General features: G+C 72.4%; 26 protein-coding genes. 11 read left to right on the top strand and 15 right to left on the bottom strand.

All coding sequences use genetic code 11. From position 1 onward, the window contains the following. The 5 genes from LX15_RS16345 to LX15_RS32535 all read left to right on the top strand — a co-directional run. On the top strand, window positions 1–510 hold a 510-nt coding region (locus LX15_RS16345; protein WP_253670450.1), incomplete at its 5' end, for a DUF3558 domain-containing protein. 247 nt (window positions 511–757) lie between these two features. Beyond that, entirely contained in the window at window positions 758–1,159 is a 402-nt protein-coding gene (locus LX15_RS16340; RefSeq protein WP_253670449.1) for a hypothetical protein, read from the top strand. Beyond that, window positions 1,156–1,761: a DUF3558 domain-containing protein gene (locus LX15_RS16335; protein WP_253670448.1), complete on the top strand. Its 606-nt coding sequence runs from the start codon at window positions 1,156–1,158 to the stop codon at window positions 1,759–1,761. The genes LX15_RS16340 and LX15_RS16335 overlap by 4 nt, the downstream gene beginning before the upstream one ends. 16 nt (window positions 1,762–1,777) lie before the next feature. Beyond that, the gene (locus LX15_RS16330; RefSeq protein ID WP_253670447.1) at window positions 1,778–2,356 is read left to right on the top strand and encodes a DUF3558 domain-containing protein; all 579 of its coding nucleotides are present in this window, start codon (window positions 1,778–1,780) and stop codon (window positions 2,354–2,356) included. A gap of 27 nt (window positions 2,357–2,383) precedes the next feature. Further along, complete coding sequence (locus LX15_RS32535) at window positions 2,384–3,709, top strand: PPE domain-containing protein (RefSeq protein WP_301304688.1); 1,326 nt, start codon at window positions 2,384–2,386, stop codon at window positions 3,707–3,709. A gap of 51 nt (window positions 3,710–3,760) precedes the next feature. On the opposite strand, the gene LX15_RS16320 is transcribed toward LX15_RS32535, so the two are convergent. Continuing rightward, window positions 3,761–4,972, bottom strand: a complete 1,212-nt coding sequence (locus LX15_RS16320; protein WP_253670446.1) for an amidohydrolase — start codon at window positions 4,970–4,972, stop codon at window positions 3,761–3,763. A gap of 157 nt (window positions 4,973–5,129) precedes the next feature. Here LX15_RS16320 and LX15_RS16315 point away from each other — a divergent pair, with 157 nt between their 5' ends. Then, window positions 5,130–6,020 carry a CPBP family intramembrane glutamic endopeptidase gene (locus tag LX15_RS16315; RefSeq protein WP_253670445.1) on the top strand — a complete coding sequence of 297 codons (891 nt, stop codon included), beginning with the start codon at window positions 5,130–5,132 and terminating at the stop codon, window positions 6,018–6,020. 6 nt (window positions 6,021–6,026) lie between these two features. Here the strand turns inward: LX15_RS16315 and LX15_RS16310 are convergent, their stop codons facing one another. The 10 genes from LX15_RS16310 to LX15_RS16265 all read right to left on the bottom strand — a co-directional run bounded on the left by LX15_RS16310 (window position 6,027) and on the right by LX15_RS16265 (window position 17,066). Continuing rightward, window positions 6,027–6,944 (bottom strand): aldose 1-epimerase family protein, encoded by a 918-nt coding sequence (locus tag LX15_RS16310; protein ID WP_253670444.1) that lies wholly within the window; start codon window positions 6,942–6,944, stop codon window positions 6,027–6,029. A 70-nt stretch (window positions 6,945–7,014) separates the two neighbouring features. Further along, complete coding sequence (locus tag LX15_RS16305) at window positions 7,015–8,391, bottom strand: APC family permease (protein ID WP_253670443.1); 1,377 nt, start codon at window positions 8,389–8,391, stop codon at window positions 7,015–7,017. 1,497 nt (window positions 8,392–9,888) lie between these two features. Next, on the bottom strand, window positions 9,889–11,205 hold the full coding sequence (locus tag LX15_RS16300) for an MFS transporter (protein ID WP_253670442.1): 1,317 nt from the start codon (window positions 11,203–11,205) through the stop codon (window positions 9,889–9,891). Between the two features lie 171 nt (window positions 11,206–11,376). Then, window positions 11,377–12,030 (bottom strand): pyridoxamine 5'-phosphate oxidase, encoded by a 654-nt coding sequence (pdxH, locus tag LX15_RS16295; RefSeq protein WP_253670441.1) that lies wholly within the window; start codon window positions 12,028–12,030, stop codon window positions 11,377–11,379. Between the two features lie 196 nt (window positions 12,031–12,226). Beyond that, window positions 12,227–13,006, bottom strand: coding sequence for an urease accessory protein UreD (locus LX15_RS16290; protein WP_253670440.1), 780 nt, complete (start codon window positions 13,004–13,006; stop codon window positions 12,227–12,229). A gap of 82 nt (window positions 13,007–13,088) precedes the next feature. Continuing rightward, entirely contained in the window at window positions 13,089–13,847 is a 759-nt protein-coding gene (ureG, locus tag LX15_RS16285; RefSeq protein WP_253670439.1) for an urease accessory protein UreG, read from the bottom strand. After that, window positions 13,837–14,553: an urease accessory protein UreF gene (locus LX15_RS16280; protein ID WP_253670438.1), complete on the bottom strand. Its 717-nt coding sequence runs from the start codon at window positions 14,551–14,553 to the stop codon at window positions 13,837–13,839. Before LX15_RS16280 ends, ureG begins: the two co-directional genes overlap by 11 nt. A gap of 1 nt (window position 14,554) precedes the next feature. Next, window positions 14,555–16,321, bottom strand: coding sequence for an urease subunit alpha (locus LX15_RS16275; protein ID WP_253670437.1), 1,767 nt, complete (start codon window positions 16,319–16,321; stop codon window positions 14,555–14,557). Beyond that, complete coding sequence (locus LX15_RS16270) at window positions 16,318–16,686, bottom strand: urease subunit beta (protein WP_253670436.1); 369 nt, start codon at window positions 16,684–16,686, stop codon at window positions 16,318–16,320. Before LX15_RS16270 ends, LX15_RS16275 begins: the two co-directional genes overlap by 4 nt. 77 nt (window positions 16,687–16,763) lie before the next feature. Then, window positions 16,764–17,066 carry an urease subunit gamma gene (locus LX15_RS16265; RefSeq protein ID WP_253670435.1) on the bottom strand — a complete coding sequence of 101 codons (303 nt, stop codon included), beginning with the start codon at window positions 17,064–17,066 and terminating at the stop codon, window positions 16,764–16,766. Between the two features lie 253 nt (window positions 17,067–17,319). Here LX15_RS16265 and LX15_RS16260 point away from each other — a divergent pair, with 253 nt between their 5' ends. The 4 genes from LX15_RS16260 to sepH all read left to right on the top strand — a co-directional run bounded on the left by LX15_RS16260 (window position 17,320) and on the right by sepH (window position 21,901). Beyond that, window positions 17,320–18,453: a citrate synthase 2 gene (locus LX15_RS16260; protein ID WP_253670434.1), complete on the top strand. Its 1,134-nt coding sequence runs from the start codon at window positions 17,320–17,322 to the stop codon at window positions 18,451–18,453. A gap of 121 nt (window positions 18,454–18,574) precedes the next feature. After that, window positions 18,575–19,531 carry an SEC-C metal-binding domain-containing protein gene (locus LX15_RS16255; protein ID WP_253670433.1) on the top strand — a complete coding sequence of 319 codons (957 nt, stop codon included), beginning with the start codon at window positions 18,575–18,577 and terminating at the stop codon, window positions 19,529–19,531. Between the two features lie 139 nt (window positions 19,532–19,670). After that, window positions 19,671–20,807, top strand: a complete 1,137-nt coding sequence (gene serC, locus LX15_RS16250) for a phosphoserine transaminase (RefSeq protein WP_253670432.1) — start codon at window positions 19,671–19,673, stop codon at window positions 20,805–20,807. 197 nt (window positions 20,808–21,004) lie between these two features. Then, window positions 21,005–21,901 carry a septation protein SepH gene (gene sepH, locus LX15_RS16245; protein ID WP_253670431.1) on the top strand — a complete coding sequence of 299 codons (897 nt, stop codon included), beginning with the start codon at window positions 21,005–21,007 and terminating at the stop codon, window positions 21,899–21,901. A gap of 125 nt (window positions 21,902–22,026) precedes the next feature. Here the strand turns inward: sepH and LX15_RS16240 are convergent, their stop codons facing one another. Beyond that, window positions 22,027–22,668, bottom strand: a complete 642-nt coding sequence (locus tag LX15_RS16240) for an NADPH-dependent F420 reductase (RefSeq protein ID WP_253670430.1) — start codon at window positions 22,666–22,668, stop codon at window positions 22,027–22,029. Beyond that, window positions 22,661–22,936, bottom strand: a complete 276-nt coding sequence (locus tag LX15_RS16235) for a YciI family protein (RefSeq protein WP_253670429.1) — start codon at window positions 22,934–22,936, stop codon at window positions 22,661–22,663. The genes LX15_RS16240 and LX15_RS16235 overlap by 8 nt, the downstream gene beginning before the upstream one ends. A gap of 130 nt (window positions 22,937–23,066) precedes the next feature. Here LX15_RS16235 and LX15_RS16230 point away from each other — a divergent pair, with 130 nt between their 5' ends. Beyond that, on the top strand, window positions 23,067–23,975 hold the full coding sequence (locus tag LX15_RS16230) for a LysR family transcriptional regulator (RefSeq protein WP_253670428.1): 909 nt from the start codon (window positions 23,067–23,069) through the stop codon (window positions 23,973–23,975). Between the two features lie 139 nt (window positions 23,976–24,114). Here LX15_RS16230 and LX15_RS32530 read toward each other — a convergent pair whose 3' ends face one another. Together LX15_RS32530 and LX15_RS16225 are read right to left on the bottom strand one after the other, a co-directional pair. Further along, window positions 24,115–24,249, bottom strand: a complete 135-nt coding sequence (locus LX15_RS32530; protein WP_301304687.1) for a hypothetical protein — start codon at window positions 24,247–24,249, stop codon at window positions 24,115–24,117. A 384-nt stretch (window positions 24,250–24,633) separates the two neighbouring features. Further along, window positions 24,634–24,876: a hypothetical protein gene (locus LX15_RS16225; protein ID WP_253670427.1), complete on the bottom strand. Its 243-nt coding sequence runs from the start codon at window positions 24,874–24,876 to the stop codon at window positions 24,634–24,636. Window positions 24,877–25,060: the final 184 nt, after the last annotated feature.

Genomic DNA, 25,060 nt, shown 5'->3' with positions numbered 1-25,060 from the left:
TGCACCAGCACAACGCCCGGCCTAGCCTCCACCTCCACCGGAAGCCAGAGCAGCGCGGCGACCAGCAACGGCGCACCCAAGGTGACCAGCCCGAAGAACCTCAAGGCCATCGCCGACCCATGCCAACTCCTCACACCCCAACAACTTCAGGAAATCGGCGCGAGCGACCCTCGACCCGACAAGACACAGACAGGGGAACCTGCCTGCATCTGGCAGAACGACAATCTCCGGATACGTTTGGTTCCATATACAACCCAGGGCATGGACAGCGTGTATGCCAACCGAGCACGCTTCGACAACTCCGAAGAGAGCACCATTAACGGTCATCCGGGCATTCGCTTCAACAAGGTGGGCATGTCCTGCGGCGTTTACGTCGGTGTTGCCGACAAGCAGGTCTTCTCAGCCGATGTGGGAGTTCGGCGGGATGTCAAGCCGGAGTACAAGGACCGGTGCGCGTTCGCCGAGAAGGTCGCCGGCATGGTCCTGTCCAACCTGCCACCGGCATCCTGAGCCAAGCAGGAATGCGTCGACTACTGATCGTTGCGGACGGCGAGCAGTCCTGAGCCGACCTCGACGCGGCCGTGGTCAAGGACGGCGACAACACCTGCGTGGCCCTACAAGCCGCTCGACAGACCACCCGAATGACGCAGCGCCTCGTGGATCTCACCCGTTCTTGATCCGTGAACCAAAGATCGCATGCCACGATGGGGCACACACGGACGTCACAGAGTGCTCGCCAGGGGAGGAGCGAACACCCATGCCCGACAACACCCCAGCCACCAACGGCCAGACAGACCTGATGACCTCCATGATGGCCACCCTCCGAACCTGGGTGAACGACGGAGCCGGCGGCGTCCACCAAGCCTCCTTCACCGTCGACCCCGACCAACTCCCCACCCTCCGCGCCGGCCTCCAACAAGCCCAGGACAAGCTCCTCGCCATACGACGTGAGGCCTACCCCCTCCAGACAATCCCAGCACCTGGAGACGACGAAGTCAGCAAGCAGGCCGTGAGACGCTTTGCCGAGCGGGTCGACGGCGGGAACGGAACGCTGCTCAATGCCATCGACGACGGTGTCCAGCGCCTTCAGGACATCATCGACCAAATTGACGCTCTCACCAAAACCTACCAGCAGGCCGACCAAAACTCCCGGATGTGAACGTGACGCACGCACGACGTTTCTCAGCAGCGGTCGTCTTCCTTTCTTCAGTCGTAATGGCGACGGCTGCGTGTACGAGCACGACGTCCGGCCAGCCGTCCACGCCCACATCTGCCGAGATCAGTGCGGCGACCAGCACGGCGGCGACCGACAACGGCGCGCCAAAGGTAACCAGTCCAAAGAACCTCAAGGCGATTACCGACCCCTGCCAACTCCTCACGCCCCAACAACTCCAAGAACTCGGCGCCAGCGGGCCACGCCCAGACAAGTCGAAGTGGGGCGAAGCTTCATGCACGTGGCGCAACGACAACCTGAACCTCAACGTCGCGCCAGACACGACCCAGGGCCAGGGAATGGCCGCCGTCTACGCTCATCGCAAGGATTTCAGCAACTCTGAGAAAACTTCCGTCAACGGCCATCCTGGATTGCGGGTGGAAAAATTCTCCAAGACATGCGGTCTCTACGTCGGAACCTCCGACACCCAGCTACTCCTTGTGGATGTGGCAGTCCTCCGGGACGTGAAACCCGAATATCGTGACCACTGCGCCTTCATCGAGAAGGTCGCCGGCATGGTCCTGTCCAACCTGCCACCGGCAAGCTGATAGGACCAAGTCACCGATGCGGCGTACAGCGATTATTCCTGTAGCAGTGGCCGGACTGGGGCTAGCAGCCTGCACCAGCACAACACCCGGCCTAGCCTCCACATCCAGCGGGAGCCAGAGCAGCGCGGCGACCAGCACGGCAGCAATCGACAACGGCGCACCGAAGGTGGCCACCCCGAAGAACCTCAAGGCCATCGCCGACCCATGCCAACTCCTCGCGCCCCAACAACTCCAAGAACTCGGCGCCAGCAACCCAAGCACAAAGCAATCACCGTGGGGAGAAAAGTACTGCGACTGGCTTAATGACAACCTGGGTGTGGCTGTCGCACCGGACACAACCCAGGGTCGAGGGCTGGCGAATCTCTATGCCAACCGGAAGGCCGACTCCGAGGAAACCACCATCCACGGACACCCCGGTCTTCGTTACAACAAGGCGGGCATGTCCTGCGCTCTCGGAGTGGGCGTCTCTGACACGCAGGCGTTCACCGTCAGCTTGACCGTACGTCGGGACGCCAAGCCGGAGTACAAGGACCGCTGCGCGTTCGCCGAGAAGGTGGCCGGGATGGTGTTGTCGAACCTTCCGCCTGCAAACTGATCTGAGCACGACGAAGGGGGTGTGGCCATGTGGCCGTTTGACAGAAAGGTGCCGGGGACTCCACGCGCGGCCTTCGACCATCAGAGGATCTACGACGAACTCCACGGTGGCGCGGGACCGGGAGGGATGTCCAGCGCCGCCGCCGCGTGGCGGGAACGGGTGGGCACCAAGTTCAACGAGGTCGACTCGCTCATCACCGAGACGATGCGCAAGGTCAACCCGGTCTGGCAGGGGCAGGCCGCTGAGGCGTTCACCAGCGCGCTCTCCCCCATGGCCCAGTTCGTGCGGGACGCCAAGGCCGTGTCGGAGTCGATGGCGCAGGCGGTCTCCGACCAGACCAACCACTTCACGGCCGTGCGGGACAGCATGCCGGCCCCGGTGAAGGTCACGGCGACCGACAACGTGTTCTCGCGGGGCTGGAACCACCTGTGGGGGGACAAGACCGACGCGGAGAAGCAGGAGGAGGCCGCGCAGCAGAACTCGGACGCGGCCCGCGCCCTGTACATGCGGTACACCGAAAGCACCGAGAGCACGACGACGAGCCTCGCGCCGTACCCGGTCGCACCGAAGGTGACGGTCGACACCAGCGACCAGACGACGACGTCGCACGACAACCGGATCGACTACCCAGGAACCAGCGACCACTGGGCGCGGCGCGGCGGCGACGACTCCGATCGGCCGACGTACACGCGGCCCACGTACTACGAGCGGCCGGTGGACCATCGGCCGCAGGACGAGCAGAACCAGTTCCCGAACCAGCGTCCGCCGGGCGGTGGCGCGGTCGTGGATCCGCTGGGCTCCCGGCCCCTGCCGGGAGACGAGCCCGCACTGGTCAGCAAGCAGTCTGTCGTTCCGCCCACCGGTCCCACTCCCCCGCCGCCTCCCGTGGTCCCGCCGGGCGGTCCCACTCCCGTGGGTGGTCCGCCTCCCGGCTTCGGTCCGGTTCCGTTCTCCGGCCCCGGTGGGTTCGGTCCGCGTGGCGGGTTCTCGGGCGGCGGGACGCCCGGCGGTGGTCTCCCGGGTGGCCGGTTCGGCGGAGTGGGCGGCGGTCCTGGCGGTGTTCCCGGTGGCCCTGGTGGTCCCGGTGGCCCAGGGCAGGGCGGCCCGCTGGGCCGGGGCGGGTTCGCGGGCGCCGGAATGCCGGGCCAGGGTCCGGTGGGCTTCGGGCCGCAGGGCTCCGCCGCGCCGGGACGGCCGGGAGCGCCTGGCACGGCCGGAGCGCCGGGCATGGCGGGCGCCCGCCCGGGTGGTCAGGGCGGGGAGGACTCGGAGCACGAGAACAAGTACGTGCAGCCCACGGACGAGCACTGGGGTGACGGCCGCCGGGTCGCACCGCCCGTCATCGGCGGATAGCGGGTGGCTGGCCTTGCGCGTCGCGCCACGCGCAAGGCCAGCCCGCGGTGGTCAGCCCTCGCGGTAGAACGGGTCGGCCACCACGCCTTCGCCGCTCTCGGTGTCGAAGTGGTACACCTCGCGGCCGTTGACGAAGACGCGCATCGCGCGGCTCATGACGTCGAGCGGGTCGCCGGACCAGAGGACGATGTCGGCGTCCAGGCCGGGCCGCAGCGCGCCGACGCGGTCGTGCAGGCCCATGATCTCGGCGGGGTTGCTGGTGATGGAGCGCAGCGCCGAGGTGCGGTCCAGGCCCTCCTTCACCGCGAAGGTCGCCTGGTGCACCAGGAAGTTGATCGGCACCACCGGGTGGTCGGTGGTCAGCGCCATCGTCACGCCGGCGCGGTCGAGGATGCCGGGGTTGCGGAAGGTGCGCTGCCGCACCTCGACCTTGGAGCGGCCGACGATGAGCGGGCCGGAGATGACCGGGATGCGCTTCTCGGCGATCAGGTCGGCCAGCAGGTGGGCCTCGGTGCCGTGGTTGAGGATCAGCCGGTAGCCGAACTCCTCGGCGAGCCGGATCGCGGTGGCGATGTCGTCGGCCCGGTGGGAGTGCTGGCACCACGGCAGCTCGCCGTCGAGCACGCTGACCAGCGTCTCCATCGTGGTGTCGCGGTCGAACGGCTTGTTCTCGGCGCGGGCGTGGTCGCGGCGGGCGCGGTAGTCCTCGGCCTTGGTGAGCGCGTCGCGGATGATGGCGGCGACGCCGAGCCGGGTGGAGGGCGTCTTGTCCTTGTTGCCGTAGACCCGCTTGGGGTTCTCGCCGAGCGCGCTCTTCACGCTGGTCTCGCGGATCAGCATGTCGTCGACCGTGCGGCCCCAGCACTTCACGGCGACGGTGCGACCTCCGATGGGGTTGCCCGATCCCGGCTTGACCACCACGGTCGTGACGCCGCCGGAGAGCGCGTCGACGAAGCCGACGTCGGCCGGGTTGATGGCGTCGAGCGCCCGGAGCCGGGCGCCGACCGGGTCGGTCATCTCGTTGGTGTCCTCGCCGGCCCAGCCCTCGCCCTCCTCGCAGACGCCGACGTGGCCGTGGGCCTCGACGAACCCGGGCAGCACCCACTGCCCCGCGGCGTCCACCACCTCGGCGTCCGCCGGGACCGTCACCTCGCCGGCCGGGCCGACGGCGGTGATCCGCCCGTCCTCGACCAGCACCGTGCCGCCCTCGATCGGGTCCCCGTCGACCGGCACGACATACCCACCAGTGATCGCAAGTCGCATGGTTAGCTACGCTAACGACCACTCGGGGTACTCGACAACGGTGACGCCAGCAGAATTTTTTGCGCTCCGTGATCGGACTCGGCGACCCGGGCAGTTGTCGGACGGCAGCCGGGTGCACTCACCCCGTGTCCGGGCCCCGTCCTGGAACGCTCGAACCATGGACTCGATCACACGGGTTCCGCGCGCCCAGGCGTCGGGGACGGTCGTCCTGGTCGCCGGGCTCCTGGTGATCGTGGGTTCCGTCGTCGGGCTCCTCCTCACCGGCCACACCGGGGTCCGCTACTCCGCCGACCACGGCGACACGGTCCCGATGTGGGTGCGGTGGGCTCCCGCGCTCGTCGGCCTCGCGCTCGTCCGCCTCGTGCCAGCGGGACGGGACCAGGCCGCGCCGCACACCCCCGAGGAGCCGAGGGCGGCGCGGGCGCTGCGCGCCGAGGCCCTGACCCTCCTGGCGTCGGCCGTGCTCTTCGCCGTCGCGCTGCGCCTCGCCGGCGGTGGCGAACCAGCGCACACGCTGCTGAAACTGCCGCTCCTGCTCGGCGTTCCCGCCGTGCTGTTCTGGATCTCGCGCCGCCGAGGAACACCGTCGACGTTCCTCCGCTCAGCCGCGCCGCCGGGACGTCGGTGGGCGCCGTGGGTCGCGGTGGCGGGGTGGTTCGGGGTGAACTACCTGTCGCCGCTGTCCATGCCCCTGCCGACGGACGCGCCCGTCGCCGAGCCGGCCGCGCTGGCCCTGACCCTGCTCGTCGGGTTCGTCGTCAACGGCGTCGTCGAGGAGGTCTTCTACCGGCGGTGGCTCCAGACCCGCTGGGAGGCGCTCCTCGGCCGCTGGCCGGCGATCGTGCTGGCCTCGCTGGTGTGGGCGGCGTGGCACGTCGGCATCCAGGGCGGCGGCCCCCTTCCCCTGGACCTGGCGTCGGTCCTCGTCAGCCAGGGCGTGCAGGGGCTCTTCCTCGGCTACCTGTGGAGCCGCTACCGCCGGATGTGGCCGATCCTCGTCGTCCACGGCGTGGTCAACGCCGCGCCGCTCGTGGCGCCGCTGCTGTGAGCGGGCTCAGGGCAGCGGACGCAGACCCCACCGCGCGGTGACGGTCTCCCCCGGCTCGGCGCGCAGCAGGTCCACACCGGAGTTGAGCGCGTCCGGCGGGCAGGTCATGGGCTCGATCGCGATCGCCCGCCCCCTGCCGGGGAACTGGTTCGCGGTGTAGACCTGCACCCACCGGAACACCGGCTCGGCCCACAGCTCGACTCCCGTGCCGTCCGGGACGTGCACCGCGTGCCGCACGAGCTGTTCGGGGTCGTCGGGGTCGGGCGCGCAGCCGCCGAAGGCGGTGTCCACCTTCAGCCGGCGCAGCGGCTGGCCCGGCGACTGGAAGTCCTGCTCGGTGCCGCCGACCGGGCGGGCGGGGCCGGTGGGGAGCAGGCGCACGTCGACCGGCAGCACGGTGTCGGCGGCCAGGACCAGCACGCAGTCGTCGGTCTCGGCGTGGCCCGCTCGGGGATAGGGATGGGCGCCGATGCCGAAGGGGACGGCCCGCCGCCCCTCGTTGGTCACCGAGTGCGTGACCTCCAGGCCCCGGTCCGTGAGGGCGTAGCGGACCGAGACCCCCAGCGGGACCGGCCAACCCGGCTGCACGTTGACGCGGGTAGCCAGGTGAACGGAGTCCTCGGCGCGGTCCACCACCTGCCACGACGCGTACCGCGTCAGACCGTGGATCGCGTTGTGCCGCGCGGGCTCGCTGAGCGCGAGCTGCTGCGGCTCGCCCTCGAAGGTCCACCGGCCGTCGCCGACCCGGTTCGGCCACGGCACGAGCACCGCGCCGGCGCCGCTCGGCGGTGGTTCGTCGGCGTCGAACGTCTCCACGTACGGAGCGCCGTCCACCTCGAACACCCGCAGCGTGGCGCCGACCTCGGTGACGACGGCACGGGCGTTGCCGCGTCGGATCTCGAACTGCTCCCCGGTGACGAGCACGTGCCGAGCCTAGATCGACCCGGGCGGGTGGCGCTGAGGGAAGCCAGGGCGCGCCACCCACCCGGTCGCCTCACGTGCCCGGTTCGGTGGCCGCGGCCCGGCTCCCGCGCAGGAACACCCGGTTGAGGCCCCACAGCGCCAGGCCGACCAACAGCAGGACCCCGGCGATCAGGTACTCCTTGGCCGGGCGGCCGGACAACGGGCTGGCCAGGTACGCGCAGGTGATCGCCCCGAGGATCGGCACCGCCGTCGGGGTGCGGAAGTGCTTGTGCGGCGCCTTCTCCCTGCGCAGCACCAGCACCGCGATGTTGACGATGGTGAACACCACCAGCAGCAGCAACGACGTGGTGCCGCCGAGCAGCGCGAGGTCCACCGTGGACACCAGGACCACGGCGATCGCGCTGGTGAACAGGATCGACACCCACGGCGTGCGGCGCATCGGGTGCACCCGGCCGAACTGCTTCGGGATGATCCGCTCGTTGGCCATGCCGTAGACGAGCCGGCTCGCCATCAGCATGTTGATCAGGGCGGAGTTGCTGACGGCGAACAGGCCGATGAACGCGAAGAGCTGGAGCGGGAAGTTCTCGGCCCCGGTCTGCACGACCTTGAGCAACGCGCCGCCGCCGGCCCCCTTGAGCTGGTCCACCGGCACCAGCAGCGAGGACGCCAACGCCACCAGCAGGTAGATCAGGCCGGCCGCCCCCATGCCCATGAGCATCGAGCGGGGGAAGATCCGCACCGGGTCCTGGCACTCCTCGGCCATGTTCACCGAGTCCTCGAACCCGACCATCGCGAAGAACGCCAGCGAGGTCGCCGAGGTGATCGCGAACAGCGTGGTCTGCCCCTGGGTGTTGAACTCCAGCAACCGGCCGGGCTCGCCCTTGCCCTGGACCACGGCGAGGACACCGATCACGATCACGATCAGCAGGCCGGTCAGCTCGACGCAGGTGAGCACGACGTTGGCCTTCACCGACTCCCCGACGCCCCGATAGTTCACCAGGGCCAGGAGCACGATGAACCCGATCGCGACCACCCACGCGGGCACCGTGACGAACTGCTGGAGGTAGGTGCCGCTGAACGCCTGCGCGGCGGACGACGCGGAGGTCAGGCCGGAACTCATCACCGCGAACGCGACCATGAAGGTCAGGAACGGGATGCCGAACGCCCGGTTGGTGTACAGCGCGGCGCCCGCCGCCTTGGGGTACTTGCCGACCAGCTCCAGGTAGCTGAAGGCCGTCAGGAACGCGACCAGGAAGGCCAGCAGGAACGGCACCCACAGGGCCCCGCCCACCTTGCCGGCCACTGTGCCGGTGAGGGCGTAGATCCCGGTGCCGAGGATGTCGCCGATCACGAAGAACAGCAGCAGCTTGGGTCCGATCGCGCGCCTCAGCTCGGGCTGCGCGGCGGGACCCGGCGTCGCCCCCGACGCTGTCGTCTCGCTCGCCATGGCAGAGGAGTGTGCCCCGTCACACCGTTCGGGTAACAGGCCGCCCCCACCTGGAGTCACCAAATCATCACCATTTGTCGCAACCCTCCTGGGCCCAAGGGCTGCGGTCTGGCCCCAGCAGCGACCCGGAGACGACCATCGCGAGGTTCTGGTCCTCACCGGCACCGTTGCGCTCCTCGCCGGCCCCGACGGGCCGACACTACGAAAGTAGAGGCCGGTGCTGCCGGGCAGGAGGCGGTCCAGCTCCCGGGCCAGCGCGTTTCAATCCTCGCCAACCCACAAGGGCCGGCGCTGCCCCCGCCTGATCGTGGTGGCCGAGGCGTGGCTGTTGATGGTGCGATCCGCGCCGGGCCTGAGGATCCAGCGCTGCCTGCTTCAGGCGAACGCGCTGCCCGCGATCGCCCCGTGGTGATCCTCGCCGGTCCCGGAGGGCCGGCCCTGCGTCCAGAGTGCACTCGCAGCCGGAGAGGGCAGCGCGTTGCGATCCTCACCAAGCCTGAGAGGCCGGCGCTACTTGCAGACGTGGGCGCGCGCCCAGTCCCAGATCGGGTTGCGATCCTCGCCGGGCCGGAACGGCCGGCGCTGCCTGGACGCCGCGCACCCTGCGCCCATCAAGGTCCGGGTTGCGATCCTCGCCGGCCCCCAAGGGCCGGCGCTGCGGGCACGGCGTTCGCCGAGGTCACGATGATCGGGGCGTTGCGAGCCTCGCCGCCCCCGAAGAGCCGGCGCTGCGCAGATCCGCAGCCTGCGAGAGTCCGGCGGCCACATGTTGCGATGCTCGCCGGACCTGAGAGGCCAGCGCCGCCAGGAGTGGCAGGTTGCCGGGTGGCTGACCCGGTGGTTGCGTTCCTCGCCGGCCCTCCAAAGGGCCGGCGCTGCGCGCGGACCCCAGCCGGTGTCGCTCGTCCGCGTCGGTGTTGCGATCCTCGCCGGACCCCAGGGGTCGCCGATGCCAGCGCGAGCCATGCGGCCAGCTCCACGACCACAGGGGTGAGATCCTCGCCTGGCCTGAGAGGCCGGCGCTGCTCCAGCGCGGACAGTCGCTCGGCGCACATCTCGGTGTTGCGATCCTCGCCAGACCCGAAGGACCCGCGCTGCACACGGCACCCTCAGCCGCGACCCAATCCCCGAAGACGTTGCGATCCTCGCCGGCCATGAGAGGCCGACGCTGCTCGGCCACGGCCTGCAACTTGGCGGCCACTTGAGCGTTGCGATCCTCGCCGGACCCAAAGAGTTGGCGCTGCCGGGCAGGGAGACGGTCCAGCTCCCGGGCCAGCGTCTTGCGATCCTCGCCGGGCCTGAAGGGCCGGCGCTGCCCTGCGTGAGCGGCCATTATCGCCGAGGTGGGCGACACGATCGAACCGAGGGAGCTGGGGGCGGGCGCGACACGCCGAGAGGGTGGTTCGGAACCTCCCGGCGTTTCCCGGCGCACCAGGGGTTCCGAACCTGCGCGTCCTTCACCCGCGCCCTGGGATCGCCCTCGGATGTGGGGGGTGGTCAGTCGGCCGTGGCCGCGCGGTAGCGGAGGAACGCGGGCAGGCACGCGGCCGCGAGCAGCATGAGCACGACGACGAGCACGCCGCCGCCGGCCGCCGCCGCCGAGGGGCCGACCGCCGAGCCGGCCGCGCCGTGCAGCACGTCGGCCAGCCGGGGGCCGCCCGCCACGACCACGATGAACACGCCCTGCATCCGGCCGCGCATCTCGTCGGTCGCCGCCTCCTGGAGCATCGAACCCCGGAACACCATGCTCACGAAGTCGGCGGCGCCGGCCAGTGCCAGGCAGATCACGGCCAGCGGCAGCGTCGGCGCGAGGCCGAAACCGATCATGGCCACGCCCCACGCGCACACCGCGACGGTCAGCCCGACGCCGTGCCGGCCGATCCGGGACACCCAGCCGGAGACCAGGCCACAGGCGAGCGCCCCGAGCGGGATCGCACCGTACAGCCACCCCAGCGCGTTGCCGCCGCCCGGCGGGTCGCCGAAGAGGTTCTGCGCCATCTCGGGGAACAGCGCGCGCGGGCTGCCGAACACCATCGCGATGATGTCGGCCAGGAAGGACGCCAGGAGCACGCCCTGGGTGGCGAGGTAGCGGAAGCCGGCGAGCACGTCGCGCAGCCCGGCCCGGCTCGGCGTCTCCCCGAGCGGGGGCAGCGGCGGCATCCGGAGCACGGCCCACAGCACCGCGCTCAGCGCGACCGCGTCGAGCAGGTACAGCACCGGGAGGCCGAGCACGGGGATCAGGACGCCGGCCAGCAGCGGCCCGACCACCGCCCCGAGCTGCATGACGGTGGAGTTGAGCGCGTTCGCGGCCGGCAGCAGCTCCTTCGGCACGAGCCGGGGCACGGAGGCGCTGCGCGCGGGCATGTTGACGGCGGCGAACGCCTGTTGCAGCGCCAGCAGCCCGAAGATCACCCACACGGAGCGGTTCCCCACGGCGGCCTGGGCCCAGAGGGCGATCGAGGCCACCGCGATGCCCACGCTGGTGAAGAGCATCAGGCGACGCCGGTCCACCGCGTCGGCGACGGCCCCGCCCCACAGGCCGAAGACGACCAGGGGGACGAGCCCGAACAGGCTGGCCAGGCCGACGTAGGCGGAGGAGCCGGTGAGGTCGTAGATCTGCTTGGGCACCGCGACGGTGGTGAGCTGGGCGCCCAGGATGGTGACGATGCCGGACAGCCAGAGCCGGCGGAACGCCGGGTGCCGCAGCGGCCGGGTGTCGATCACGACCCTGGAGGCGACGCTACGACGCCGAGGGGGCGTCTCGGGCGGTGATGATTCGGAATCCGTTCGCTCGTCGACGCCCTGCCCAGTCATGAGGGCAGCCTAAGGAGACGCGTAGCGAGTCGGCCGTCACATTTAACGGGGCTCACACACGCGCGGCCAGAAAAGGTGGTTGATGACACTTTGTCGACATGACGTCCGATTTCGGACGTCATGTCGACAATGCGCTGGCTCAGACCAGGGGCACGGGTGTGGCCGGACCGGTCACGGCCCGAGGCGCTCGACCCGCCAGCCGTCGGTGGAGGCGCGGAAGCGCAGGCGGTCGTGCATCCGGTCGCGGCGGCCCTGCCAAAACTCGACGACCTCGGGCCGGATCCGCCAGCCGCCCCAGTGTGGCGGCACCGGTACCTTCTCCGCGTCGGCGAAGCGGCGCTCGACCGCGGACAACGCGGCCTCCAGCGCCTGCCGGTCGGCCACGACGCGCGACTGCGGCGACGCCCACGCGCCGATCTGGGAGCCGCGCGGGCGGCCCTCCCAGTACGCGGCCGTCTCGGCCTGGTCGACCTTCTCCACCGGGCCGCGCACGGTCACCTGCCGCTGCATCCCGAACCACGGGAACGTGGCCGACGCGTAGCGCGTGGCGCGCAGGTCGTGGCTCTTCTGCGAGGTGTAGTTGGTGAAGAACACGACCCCGCGCTCGTCGAGGCCCTTGCACAGCACGGTCCGCGACGACGGCCGGCCCTGCGGGTCGGCGGTGGCCAGCACCATGGCGTTCGGCTCGGCCAGCCCGGCCCCGATCGCCTCGTCCAGCCAGCGCTGGAGCTGCTCGTGCCAGGTCGACGCGAGCGAGGCCTCGTCGAGCGAGCCGGCCTCGTAGGACACCCGCATCGCCGGCAACGCGATGTTCCCTTCCGGCATTGGAACTCCCTCCCCGACACCTCGCGGCCCGATCCGGTGCCGGATCGGTCGACCACACACCGTGTCGACGGACCGTACGGCGTGGAACCGGCCCGCCGGAACCGCCCGAGTGGTGATGGCTCAAGCGTCACACGACATTCGAGGTGCCGTATCGGTTCAGCAATCGGTTCAGAACGATCGACGGAAGCGACACGGATCACCCGTTGGAATGGCGGGGGATCGTTTCCCGCAGTCCGGGGTGGGCCGCGACGGCCGTCGCCAGCGCGTGGTGGGCGGTGACGGCGTCGGCCGCCAGCGCGGTGGCCATCGACCCGCCGCGCGCCAGCGGGACGAGCGACCACCAGTCCCCGCTGGCGGGCTCGGCGGGGTCGGGTCCCCACACGAGGAGTTCGGTGGCGAGCACCCTGCGGCCGGCGAGGTGCGCGGCGCTGGCGTCCAACCAGGCCTCGCCCACGTCGACCCGCTGGCGCAACAGCGGCTCGCCGGCGCGTGTCAGGTGGACGGTGCTGCGCAGGCGCCCGGCGCGTTCGCCGCTGCGCCCCAACACCAGCACCTCACGGCTACGGAACCGGGCGTCGGACGCGAGGTCGACGCGCAACGTCGCGGTGTGGTCGGCGCGGGCGGTGACGACCGTGGGCTCGGGCAGGTACTCCAGCCATCCGCCCTCGGCCACCTCGATGCGCACGTCCGCGCCGCTGCCGCCCGGGTGGTGGCCGGGCAGCGCGAGGGTGGCCGCGACGCCGTGCAGCCGCAGCCCCGCGCCCGGCCCCACCACGACGGTCAGGTCCAGCTCGTCGCCGCCCAGCGGGGCGGTGGCGGAGCTGACCAGGTGGACCGTTGCCGCGTCGTCGCCGTCCCGCGCCCGGACGCGGGGCCGCCGGGGCACGAGCGTCAGCGGTGTCATCGACCGCAGCTCCCGCACCACCGTGCGCCCCGCGTCGTCGCGCGCGACGACCAGCCGCGCCCGCGCCCTCACCCGGCCGCTCCGGTTCCCGCGCCCGAGCTGCCCACGCGACCAACGCTGTCCACGCGACCCACGCTGTCCACGCAGCCCACGCTCAGCGCGGCGCGGCGACCGGCTTCGCGGCGTACTCGGCCAGCCGCTCCCGCACCCAGGCGGCCACGTCCGGCGCGTCGGGCGTCCGCACGAGCGACTGGGTGACCACGGGGAGCCGGCCGGCGCGCATCCGGTGCGCGTCGCCCACCATCACGTCGAGGTCGGCGCCCACCTGCTCGGCCAGGTCGGTCTTGTTGATGACGAGCAGGTCGGCGGTGGTGACGCCGGGGCCGCCCTTGCGCGGCACCTTGTCGCCGCCGGAGACGTCCACGACGAAGATCTGGTGGTCGACCAGCCCCTTGCTGAAGGTGGCGGTCAGGTTGTCCCCGCCGCTCTCGATGATCACCAGGTCGAGGCCGGGGAAGCGCTGTTCCAGCACGTCCACCGCGTCGAGGTTGGCGGTGATGTCGTCCCGGATCGCGGTGTGCGGGCAACAGCCGGTCTGCACGGCCTCGATGCGCTCAGGTGCGAGCACGCCCGCGCGACGCAGGAACTCGGCGTCCTCCGTGGTGTAGATGTCGTTGGTCACCACGGCCAGCTCCAGGTCGCCGCCCAGGGCGCGGCACAGCGCGGCGACCAGCGCGGTCTTGCCGCAGCCGACCGGGCCGCCGATGCCGATGCGCAGGGCGCGCGCGCCGCCGGGCGCCGCGGGGTGCGGGTCGGGTTCGAGGGCGCTGGGGTCGAAGTTGATCGGGTGGGTGTGCCCGTGGCCGTGGCCCCGCTCGTCGGGGCCGTGGTCGTGGGTGTGGTCAACTGGCAAAGAGACGCACCTCCTGACGGTGGATGCGGATGTGGGACTCCGCGAACAGGTCGAGCGCGGGCGAGCCCGGCGCTGGCAGGTCGGCCGGGGCGGTGCCGGCGTGTCGGGCGGCCTCGGCGGCCACCCGTTCGGTCGCGGGGGCCAGTCGGGCCAGGACGGCGTTGACCGCGAAGGGGTCCAGTCCGAGCAGGCGGACGGCGGCGCCGGCGGGGCCGCTCACCGCCAGGTAGGCGGTGACCAGCGCGGCGTGGGCGGGACCGCCGCCCGCCAGGCCGACCAGGGTGCCGACCACGACCGGGTGGTGCGGGCGCGGCGCGGCGGCGAGCAGGTCGTCCAGCACCGGGGAGGGCCAGGCGACGCGGCCGGCCCTGGCGGTGCCGGCGCCCTGGGCACGGGAGGCGGCGCGTTGGGCTGGCGACGGGGTCCGCGCGTCCAGTTCGGCGTCCAGCTCGGCCCAGAACGCCCTGCCGCGCCTGCGGAGCGCGCCGTGCGCGGCGGCCGCGGCGAAGACGGCGGCCAGCTCGCCGGCGGTGCGCAACCGCCCGGACAGGAAGGACGCGAGGTCGTCGACGTCGCGCACGAATCCGCGCGCCGCGGCCTCCTCCAGTCCGCCGGAGTGGACGTGGCCGCCGCCGGGGAAGCGGGAGTCGGCCAGGGACAGCACGGACGCGGCTCCCGGTCCGCCCAGGAAGTCCATAGTGGACATATCAGTAGAGGAAGTACCGCTGGGCCATCGGCAGTTCGCCGACGGGCTCCGGCTCGACCAACTCCCCGTCCACGCGCACCGCGAAGCTGTCCGGGTCGACCCGCACGTCCGGCAGCGCGTCGTTGAGCAGCATGTCCGCCTTGCCCCGACGCCGGGTGTCGGCGACCGCGGCCATCCTGGTCCACGTCTCCACCCGCTCGGGCAGGCCGTCCTCCAGCGCGGCCTGGGACACGAAGTGCAGGCTGCTGGCGGCGGCCACCCTCGGCGACGCGCCGAACATCGGCCGGCCCCACACCGGTTGGGGCGTGGGGATCGAGGCGTTGGGGTCGCCCATCGCCGCCCACGCCACGAACCCGCCCTTGAGCACCAGGTGCGGGCGCACGCCGAAGAACTTCGGCTCCCAGAGCACGAGGTCGGCGAGCTTGCCCACCTCGACCGAGCCGACCTCGTGGTCCAGCCCGTGCGCGATGGCCGGGTTGATCGTGTACTTCGCGACGTAGCGCCGGGCGCGCGCGTTGTCCGCCCGGGTGTCGCCGGGCAGCGCACCCCTGCGCCGCTTCATGACGTGCGCGGTCTGCCACGTGCGGATCACGACCTCGCCGATCCGCCCCATGGCCTGCGAGTCCGAGCTGATCATCGAGATCGCGCCGAGGTCGTGCAGCACGTCCTCGGCGGCGATCGTCGTCGGGCGGATGCGGCTCTCCGCGAACGCCAGGTCCTCGGGCACGGCCGGGTTGAGGTGGTGGCACACCATCAACATGTCCAGGTGCTCGTCGAGTGTGTTCACGGTGTGCGGGCGGGTCGGGTTCGTCGACGAGGGCAGCACGTTGGGCTCCCCCACCACGCGGATGATGTCCGGCGCGTGACCGCCGCCGGCGCCCTCCGTGTGGTAGGCGTTGATCGACCTGCCGGCGATGGCGTCCAATGTGGACTCCACGAACCCGGCCTCGTTGAGGGTGTCCGTGTGGATCGCCACCTGCACGCCGCTGGCGTCCGCCACCCGCAGCGCCGTGTCGATCGCGGCCGGCGTCGACCCCCAGTCCTCGTGCAGCTTGAACCCGCCCGCACCGCCGAGGACCTGCTCCCACAGGGCATCCGGCCGGACCGTGTTCCCCTTGCCCAGCAACAGGATGTTCACCGGAAGGCCGTCCATCGCCTGGAACATCCGCCTGAGGTTCCACGCGCCCGGGGTGACCGTGGTGGCCTTGCTGCCCTCGGCGGGGCCGGTGCCCCCGCCGATGAGCGTGGTCAGCCCGGAGGCCAACGCGGTGTCCACGAGCTGCGGGCAGATGAAGTGCACGTGGCAGTCGATCCCGCCGGCCGTGAGGATCCGGCCGTTGCCGGCCACCACCTCGGTGCTCGGCCCGATCACCAGCGCCGGGTCGACGCCGTTCATCGTGTCCGGGTTGCCCGCCTTGCCGATGCCGACGATCCGCCCGGCCCGCACGCCCACGTCCGCCTTGACCACGCCCCAGTGGTCCAGCACGACCGCGCCGGTGATGACCAGGTCCGGCGCGCCCTCGGCCCTGGTGGCCACGGCCTGGCCCATGGACTCGCGCACGACCTTGCCGCCGCCGAACAGGACCTCGTCGCCCGAGCCGTCGGGGCCGAGGCAGCGGTCCTCGGTCACCTCGATCAGCAGGTCGGTGTCGGCGAGCCGCACCCGGTCGCCGACCGTCGGGCCGAACAGCTCCGCGTAGCGGGCCCGGTCCACGACGGCGCCGCCCGGCCCGTGCGCGGTCCCCGGCTCCAGCGACCGCGTGCTCATCGCGCCCCCTCCCCCGCGCCGAACGGGGTCTCCGGCGGGGTGGGTTCGGCGCCCCGCTCGTCCAGCGCGCCCGCCCACTCCCGGCGCAGACCGGGGACGACGCGCCGTCCCGCGATGGGCACCAGGTCGACCTCGCGCTCCACGCCGGGCTCGAACCGCACCGCGGTGCCGGCCGGCACGTCGAGCCGGTGTCCCCACGCCGCCGCCCTGTCGAAGTCCAGCCCCGGGTTCACGGCGGCGAAGTGGTAGTGCGACCCGACCTGCACGGGCCGGTCGGCCCGGTTCACCACGACGAGCCGCACGCGCGGCCGGCCGGGGTTCAGCGGAACCGGCTCGTCGGCCGGGATGATCTCGCCTGGACGCACCGCGTTCTCCCCGCGCTCCTGGTGGTGGCTGCCCCGCCCTCCGGTCCGCCGCCGCGACACGCGGCGACGCCGTCGGGTCAGGTGATCGGGTCGTGCACGGTCACCAACTTCGTCCCGTCGGGGAAGGTGGCCTCCACCTGGACGGACTCGATCAGCTCCGGCACGCCGTCGAGCACCTGGTCCCGCCGCAGCACGGTCCGGCCGCTGGCCATCAGCTCGCTCACCGAGCGGCCGTCCCGCGCGCCCTCCAGCACGTGGTCGCTGATCAACGCGACGGCTTCGGGGTGGTTGAGCCGCAGGCCCCTGGCCAGCCGCTGCCTGGCGAGGTCGGCCGCCACGTGGAGGAGCAGCTTGTCCCGCTCGTGCGGCGTCAGGTGCATGAAAACCGTTTACCACCGCAACTAGTTACCGGGCGAGACGGCGCACGTACCGTTCGTGTTAACTCCTCCCCGGTTCGACCAGTTTCACCCACATTTCGGCGACGTGACGTCCGCCACGCCCGGACGGGGGCGAAAAGTCCCCGCTGGACGATTGCCGCCAACCGCCGAACGGGTGCAAGGTCTTTCCGACACCGGGAACCAACATCGACGAACGACAGATCGTCGACCGAGTCGGGGATGCGGGGGAGACCAGGTGGCGTACGACGCGGTCCAGCGGGAAGAGCAGGGTTTCCGACCAGGGCTGGAGGGCGTCGTCGCCTTCCGGACCGAGATCGCCGAGCCGGACCGCGACGGCGGCGCCCTGCGCTACCGCGGCGTCGACATCGAGGACCTCGCCGGCAAGATCACCTTCGGCAACGTCTGGGCCCTGCTCGTCGACGGCCGGTTCGGCCAGGGGCTGCCGCCCGCCGAGCCGTTCCCCATCCCGGTGCACACCGGCGACGTCCGGGTCGACGTGCAGGCCGCGCTGGCCATGCTCGCCCCGATCTGGGGCTACCAGCCCCTGCTCGACATCGGCGACGAGGAGGCGCGGGAGCAGCTCGCCAGGGCCGCGGTGATGGCCCTGTCCTACGTCGCCCAGTCCGCGCGCGGCATCGGCCGCGCCGCCGTGCCGCAGCGGCGGATCGACGAGTGCCGCACCATCACCGAGCGCTTCATGACCCGCTGGCGCGGCGAGCCCGACCCCCGGCACGTGAGGGCGATCGACGCGTACTGGGTGTCCGCCGCCGAGCACGGCATGAACGCCTCCACGTTCACCGCCAGGGTGATCGCCTCCACCGGGGCCGACGTCGCGGCCAGCCTCTCCGGCGCGATCGGCGCGATGTCCGGCCCGCTGCACGGCGGCGCGCCGGCCCGCGTCCTGCCGATGATCGAGGAGGTCGAGCGGGTCGGCGACGCCCGTCGGGTGGTGCGCGACATCCTCGACCGGGGCAGCCGGCTGATGGGCTTCGGCCACCGCGTCTACCGCGCGGAGGACCCGAGGGCCAGGGTGCTCCGGCGGACCTGCCGGGAGCTGGGCGCGGAGCGCTACGAGGTCGCGGCGGCCTTGGAGCAGGCCGCGCTGGCGGAGCTGCGGGAGCGCCGGCCGGACCGGGCGATCGAGACCAACGTCGAGTTCTGGGCGGCCGTGATCCTGGACTTCGCCGAGGTGCCGCCGCACATGATGCCGGCGATGTTCACCTGCGCGCGGACCGCCGGGTGGTGCGCCCACATCCTGGAGCAGAAGCGCACCGGGCGGCTGGTGCGCCCGTCGGCGCAGTACGTCGGGCCCGGCCCGCGCCGGCCCGAGGACGTCGAGGGCTGGGACTCCATCACCCACACCGCCTGAGGCCGCGTCGCGGGCCCGTCGCCGGGGAGTCGGCACGCCCCCACGGCCCGGCGACGCGCCACCCGCCCGCCAGGAAGTCGTCTGCCTGGAAGCGGTCGAGAACCGGGGTTAGCGTGGACCCATGACGGTCCGCGACGTCACCGAACACGTCGCCCAGGCCCGGCGGTTCGAGTCGGAGGCCGACCTCCCCGGCGCGGACCGCGACGCGTTGTTGTTGGAGGCGGCCGGCGAGTGGCACCTGGCCGGCGACGTGGACAGGGCCGAGCGGCTCTACCAGCGCGTGGCCGCCGGACACGGACCGGAGTCCGCCGTCGGACGCGCCCTGTACGCCGGTTTCCTGTTCGACCTCGGCCGGTCCGAGCGGGCGCGGTCCCTGCTCGACGAGCTGTGGTCCGCCCGGCCGGAGGACCCCGGCGCCTACGAGTGCGCCGCCGAGGTGCTGGAGGAGGCCGGCGACCTCTCCGCCGCGCTGCGCTGGGCCAACGCCGGCATCGCCCGCTGCTACGGCCCGCTGGAGGAGCTGGACTCCGAGGAGGCGCTCGGCGACCTGGCGCTGCTCGACCTGCTCACCGTGCGCTCCCAGGTGCGGGAGGCCCTCGACCAGCCGCCCGACGACTGGGACGGCGTCGCGGTGCTCGCCAGGGAGTCGTTGGCCGACCGGTTCCAGGAGCTGGCGTGGGCGGAGGAGCGGCGTCACCCCGTGGAGCGGGTCGCCGTCGTCTACTGGCCGCGGGAGGAGTTCACGGCGCTGCTGCGCCGGTGGCCGGAGAGCTATCCGGGGCACACCACCAGCGACGATCCGCACCGGGCGCACCGGCACGAGGTGGAGGCCGCCCTGCGCCGGGCCTCGTCGAACTCGTCGCTGCGCCTCGCGGTCGGCTCGGTCGACGACTACGCCGACTTCGTCGCCGACAACGACCTGGACCCCGCCGCGCCCATGACCCGCGCCTGGTACGCGGCGGACCTGGCCCGCAGGGACCGGACGACGGCGTGGCCGCCCGGCCGCAACGACCCGTGCTGGTGCGGGTCGGCGCGCAAGTACAAGAAGTGTTGCGGCGCGACGGACTTCGCCCCGTGACAACCGGCCCCGCCGGGCCCCGCGGCGGCGGATCTTCCGCCACCCGGGCGTCACCCGAAGGACACTCGACTGCCACACTGTCAGCCCGGCAACGGCGCCGGCCAGGACCCGCGTACGACCTCGCCCCGGGAGGCGCCGCATGACGCAGACGGCCGATCCGACCACGTTGCAGATCCCCGCCGACCTCCGGCCCGCTGACGGCCGCTTCGGCTGCGGGCCGTCGAAGGTCCGCCCCGAGCAGCTCGCCCGGCTCGCCGCCGAGGGGGCGGCCCTGATGGGCACCTCGCACCGGCAGAAGCCGGTGAAGTCCCTCGTCGGCCGGGTGCGCTCCGGCCTGCGCGAGCTGTTCTCGCTGCCCGACGGCTACGAGGTGGTGCTCGGCAACGGCGGCACCACCGCCTTCTGGGACGCCGCGGCCTTCGGCCTGGTCCGCGAGCGTTCCCTGCACCTGACCTACGGCGAGTTCTCCGCGAAGTTCGCCAAGGTCACCGCCGGCGCGCCGTTCCTGTCCGACCCGGTGGTGGTCGGCGCGGAGCCGGGCGACGCGCCGGAGCCGGTGGCCCAGGAGGGCTGCGACCTGATCGCCTGGGCGCACAACGAGACCTCGACCGGCGTGATGGTCCCGGTGCGGCGGCCGGAGGGCGCGGGCGACGCGCTCGTCGCGGTCGACGCGACCTCGGGCGCGGGCGGCCTGCCCGTGCGGGCCGAGGACTTCGACGTCTACTACTTCGCCCCGCAGAAGTGCTTCGCCGCCGACGGCGGGCTGTGGATCGCGTTGATGAGCCCGGCGGCGCTGGAGCGGGTGGCCGAGATCGGCCGCTCCGACCGGTGGGTGCCGGAGTTCCTGTCGCTGCCCACCGCGCTGGACAACTCGGTCAAGGACCAGACCTACAACACCCCGGCCGTGGCCACCCTGTTCCTGCTGGCCGACCAGATCGAGTGGATGCTCGGCAACGGCGGCCTGGAGTGGTGCGTCTCGCGCACGGCGGAGTCCTCGTCGCGGCTGTACCGCTGGGCCGAGGGCAGCGAGGTCACCACCCCGTTCGTGGCCGACCCGGCCAAGCGGTCGCAGGTCGTGGGCACCGTCGACTTCGTGGAGGGCGTGGACGCCGCCACGGTGGCGAAGGTGCTGCGCGCCAACGGGATCGTCGACGTCGAGCCGTACCGCAAGCTGGGGCGCAACCAGCTCCGCGTCGGCATGTTCCCCGCGGTCGAGCCGGACGACGTGACCGCGTTGACCGCGTGCGTCGACTGGGTGGTGGAACACCTCGGTTAGGCGACGGCGCGGCGTTCCTCCGGTGGCGTACTCCTTCCGGTTTGAGTAGTTCTCACGTTGGCAACACCGGTCATGACCGGGCAAGATCACGCCCGGATCGCGATCGGATCGCGGTGCGACCCGGCGCGCCTTCCTCGTCACGGTGGCGCGCCGGCCTACCGTCGGACCGGCGAGGTGGAGTCAGTGGGGAGGCCGTGATGCGAGCGCTGCGCGTGGTCGGGCTCGACGAGGACGGCAGGAACGTCATCCTCGAGGACCCCGCGCGCGGCGAACGGTTCACCGTGCCCGCGGACGAGCATCTGCTGGCCACGCTCCGCGGCGGCCTCGCCCGGCTCGACCAGATCCAGACCGGGACGGAGAGCCCCATGCGTCCTCGCGAGATCCAGGCCCGCATCCGCGCCGGCGAGTCCGTCAGCCAGGTCGCCGAGGTCGCCGGCATGCCCCCGCACCGCGTCGAGCGGTTCGCCTACCCCGTGCTGCTGGAGCGGTCGCGCACGGCCGAGCTGGCGCAGCGCGCCCACCCCGTCCGCGCGGACGGCCCCGACGTGCAGACCCTCGGCGAGGTCGTGGCGCACGCCTTCGGGCTGCGCGGCCAGGACTACTCGCAGGTGAGCTGGGACTCCTGGCGGGGGGAGGACGGCAAGTGGGTCGTCCAGCTCCGCTGGACGGCGGGGCGCTCGGACAACCGGGCGCACTGGGTGTACCACCCCGGCGCGCACGGCGGCACCGTGACCGCGCTGGACGAGCACGCCGCCGACCTCATCGACCCCTCCCCGAACCGGCAGCTCCGCACCGTGCGACCGGTGACCCCGTTGGCCAGGCAGGCGCTGCGGATCGACGAGCAGGGCGCGGCCGACGATCGGGGTCCCGAGGAGGTCACCGGCACGACACCGGCCGCCGAGCCCGAGCCGGACCGGGCGGCGCGGGAGCCCGAGCGGCCCGCGGACCGGCCGGAGCACCAGGCCGCGCCGGCCGCCAAGGGCGAGCCGGAGGGCGACGGCAAGCAGGGCGGCGCCCGGCGCGGGCGCAAGAACCACCCGATCGTGCCGTCCTGGGAGGACGTCCTGCTCGGCGTCCGCACCCAGCGCGGCTGAGAAACACCGGGAACACCCGGAACACCGGGAACACGTGAGACGGAGAACGGCGGAAGCGGGAGGCGTGGGCCACGCCTCCCGCTTCCGCCGTCTCAAGCGCCCGCGCCGGTGCCAACGCCGTCGCGTCAGCTCTCCTCCGGCTCCGGCTTGCCGAGCAGCCGCCAGCTCACGTACGGGTGGTGTCCGTAGCGGACGGACAGCTCGCGGGCCAGCAACGTCATCCGCTCGATCGTGCGGTTCCGGGACAGCGGGCCGGCGTCGAGGAACCGGAACGGCATCGGAGCCAGCGCCGCCATCACCCGCCGGCGGGCGTCATCGTCGTCGCCGGTGACCAGGACGTCGCTGAGCCCCTCCGGGAACTCCGGCTTCGCGAACACACCCCAGAAGGTGTTCTTGAACGCGCCCACGACGACGGACTCCGGCGCGGCGGCGGCCAGCGCCTCCGCGGCCGAGGAGTCCGGCGGGGTCGTGAAGTCGGTGTAGTCCTCGTTGTACGGGTTGGCCATGCTGACCAGGATGTTTCCGGCCAGCGCCGCGCGGTGCCGCCGGGCGAACGGCAGCTCGTCCCGGTGCCAGAGCGCGGAGAACACGATGTCGGCGTCGAGCGCCCGCGCGTGGTCGACCGGGGTCGCGCCCAGCTCCCCCGCCCTGGCGGCGATCCGCTCCGGCTCGCGGCTGCCCCACAGGACGGTGTGGTGGGGAGCCAGGCCGGCGACCAGCGCGTCGCCCATCCGCCCGCTGCCGAGGACCGCGATCCGCTCAGACACGGGGCACCGCGCCCCGGGTCGGCACGAACTCGACGATCTCGTAGGTCGCGGCGCCGGCGGTGACGAACGGGTCGGTCTCCACGACGGCGGCCAACGCGTCGCGTCCCTCCGCCTCGGCCAGGATCACGCCGCCGGAGCGCGGCGACCGGGGGCCGGACATCAGGAACGTCCCCGCCGCGTAGTGCCGCTCCAGGTACTCGCGGTGCGCCGGCAGCAGCCGGTCGATCTCGGCGAGCGGAGCGCGGTAGTCCAACAGGATCAGGAACACGGTGTGGGCCTCCCCCAGGAATGTTGGCGCGCGGTCTCCGCGCCTCCTGACAGCCAGTACACGGCCGGCCGGGTCGACCCGTCCAAGACCGGTTTCCACTCGCGCGATAGGCGTTGCCTATCGTTGCCGGGTGACCTGGGACCTCCGGCGGTTGTCCTACTTCCGCGCCGTGGCCGAGGAGCGGCACTTCGGGCGGGCGGCGCGGCGGCTGCGGATCGCCCAACCGTCGCTGAGCCAGCAGATCAGGGCGTTGGAGCGGACGGTCGGCGCTCCGCTGCTGGAGCGCTCCCCGCGCGGCGTGTCGCTGACCCCGGCCGGCGCGGTCCTGCTCGACGAGGCCAGGGCGTTGCTCACCCAGGCCGAACGCGGCCTCGCCGCCGTGCGCGCCGCAGCCGGGGTGGCGAGCCCCGAGGTCCGCGTCGGTCTGCCGTCGGGAGTGGACGCCGCCCTGCTGCGTCGCGTCAAGGAAGCCACGACCGCCCTCGGCACGGGGGCCGTGGCCACGTTCCACGACACCACGACGGCCGCCCAGCCGGACCTGCTCCGCGCCGGCGAGCTGGACCTCGGGCTGCTGCGGGAGCCGGTGGACGCCGACGACCTGCGCCGGCTCACCCTGGTGACCGAACCGCTCGGGGTGGTGCTGCACGTGGCGCACCCCCTGGCCACGCGGGCCGAGCTGCGGGTGGCGGACCTCGGGGGACAACGCCTGGCGTGGTTCCCCCGGGAAACCGCGCCCGGCTACCACGACGAGGTGCTGGCGACCTGCCGCCAGCACGGGTGGGTCCCGGACACGTGGGCCTGCCCCAGTCAGCGGCACACCTCGTTCGTGGTGCAGCTCACCACCAACGACAACGTGGTCGCGTTGCTCCCGGAGCACGCGACGCGCCACGAGCCCGAGCTGACGTGGCGACCGCTCCTCGGCTCTCCCCTCTGGCAGCGCATCTCCCTGGCCTGGCGGCACGACCTGCCGGCGGGGCCCGCGCTGTCGGTCGTCCGGGCGCTCTCGCGCGACACCCCGCGCTCGGCCCCGGCCCGTTGACCACCAGCCCGTGTTTCAGATGTGGCGTGGCCAGATGTTGATGCCGCTCTCCACCGCGTGGCTCTGCTCGGAGACCTGCGTGTCGATCACGGCTGGCCGTCCGGCGTGGGAGCCTTGAGCCGTGCGATGGGCAGCCTGGTCACGCGGGGTGGTCGATGGACGCCTTGATCTTCCACTGACGCCGGGAGGCCCGGTCGGCCCGGCAGATGTAGGCCCTGCCGGCCAGAACCCGGTCCGGTCGGGCGCGTGGACGGCCGGCGTCTGGCACGGGCACCCGGATCACCTCGATCACCGTCGTGACCTGCGGGTTGGCACCCCGTTGCCCAGCGGTGACCAGCAGAGCCAACGGCCGCCACCGGCCACCGCTGTTGTTCGCAGGCCAGGTGGAGCGTGCTGGTCCACCCACCCCGCAACCACCCCACCCCGTGATCCTTCGGCGCACCCCCGCGTCGGTGTCGAGCGGCTCGACCTGAAGATCCCCGTTCCGCGCATCGGCGGCGTGCTGGTGCGGGCGTGATCGTGGAATCCACGCTGACGTCCCACACGACCAGCCCGTCGGCGTCCGCGACAACGTTCCGGCCACCGACCCCGCCGCCGGTCACCTCACTTCTGAAACACGACCCAGCCCGACGGCTGGGCCGGAGCGCGGCCGGGAACCCTACCTCGTCGGCGTGGGCACGGCGTCGAGCCAGGCGGGGTCGATCTCCTCGCGGCGGCACCACTGTTCGGCCCGCTCCCGCGTCAACGGCTCGACGCCGCTGGGCAGGTGTCGACCGAGGGTGACCCACCCGTCGGCGGCGAGCACGAGCAACCGCCCCTGCCGGGTGGCCAACAGCCGACCGCGGGGGAAGGCCATGGTTCGCGGGGTCAGGTAGTAGCGCACGGCCTCGGGTCGCGTCACCCGTCCGATGATGCCGCGCCGAGCCGGCCGCGCCGAGCCCCCGGACCACACGAACGAGTGGTTTTCGGTCGTGGGAGAACCGCTGGCGGGCGGGCGGATGCCGAGGTCAGCGGGCCGGCGGCCGACGGGAAACGAGATGCCCCACCCCCGCGGCGTCCGTAGCGTCGCGCACGCTGACCAGGGG

It is taken from the genome of Streptoalloteichus tenebrarius (assembly GCF_024171885.1).
Lineage (GTDB): Bacteria > Actinomycetota > Actinomycetes > Mycobacteriales > Pseudonocardiaceae > Streptoalloteichus > Streptoalloteichus tenebrarius.
Note: the sequence above shows the minus strand (reverse complement) of the source record. Positions and strands in the feature narration are given on the sequence as shown.

Bases quoted from the DNA above. Each gene is read 5' to 3' on its own strand.
- LX15_RS16340 (WP_253670449.1), top strand. From the start codon at position 758: ATGCCCGACAACACCCCAGCCACCAACGGCCAGACAGACCTGATGACC.
- LX15_RS16330 (WP_253670447.1), top strand. From the start codon at position 1,778: ATGCGGCGTACAGCGATTATTCCTGTAGCAGTGGCCGGACTGGGGCTA.
- LX15_RS32535 (WP_301304688.1), top strand. From the start codon at position 2,384: ATGTGGCCGTTTGACAGAAAGGTGCCGGGGACTCCACGCGCGGCCTTC.
- LX15_RS16320 (WP_253670446.1), bottom strand. From the start codon at position 4,972: ATGCGACTTGCGATCACTGGTGGGTATGTCGTGCCGGTCGACGGGGAC.
- LX15_RS16315 (WP_253670445.1), top strand. From the start codon at position 5,130: ATGGACTCGATCACACGGGTTCCGCGCGCCCAGGCGTCGGGGACGGTC.
- LX15_RS16305 (WP_253670443.1), bottom strand. From the start codon at position 8,391: ATGGCGAGCGAGACGACAGCGTCGGGGGCGACGCCGGGTCCCGCCGCG.
- LX15_RS16300 (WP_253670442.1), bottom strand. From the start codon at position 11,205: ATGACTGGGCAGGGCGTCGACGAGCGAACGGATTCCGAATCATCACCG.
- pdxH (WP_253670441.1), bottom strand. From the start codon at position 12,030: ATGCCGGAAGGGAACATCGCGTTGCCGGCGATGCGGGTGTCCTACGAG.
- LX15_RS16280 (WP_253670438.1), bottom strand. From the start codon at position 14,553: ATGTCCACTATGGACTTCCTGGGCGGACCGGGAGCCGCGTCCGTGCTG.
- LX15_RS16275 (WP_253670437.1), bottom strand. From the start codon at position 16,321: ATGAGCACGCGGTCGCTGGAGCCGGGGACCGCGCACGGGCCGGGCGGC.
- LX15_RS16265 (WP_253670435.1), bottom strand. From the start codon at position 17,066: ATGCACCTGACGCCGCACGAGCGGGACAAGCTGCTCCTCCACGTGGCG.
- LX15_RS16255 (WP_253670433.1), top strand. From the start codon at position 18,575: ATGACGGTCCGCGACGTCACCGAACACGTCGCCCAGGCCCGGCGGTTC.
- serC (WP_253670432.1), top strand. From the start codon at position 19,671: ATGACGCAGACGGCCGATCCGACCACGTTGCAGATCCCCGCCGACCTC.
- sepH (WP_253670431.1), top strand. From the start codon at position 21,005: ATGCGAGCGCTGCGCGTGGTCGGGCTCGACGAGGACGGCAGGAACGTC.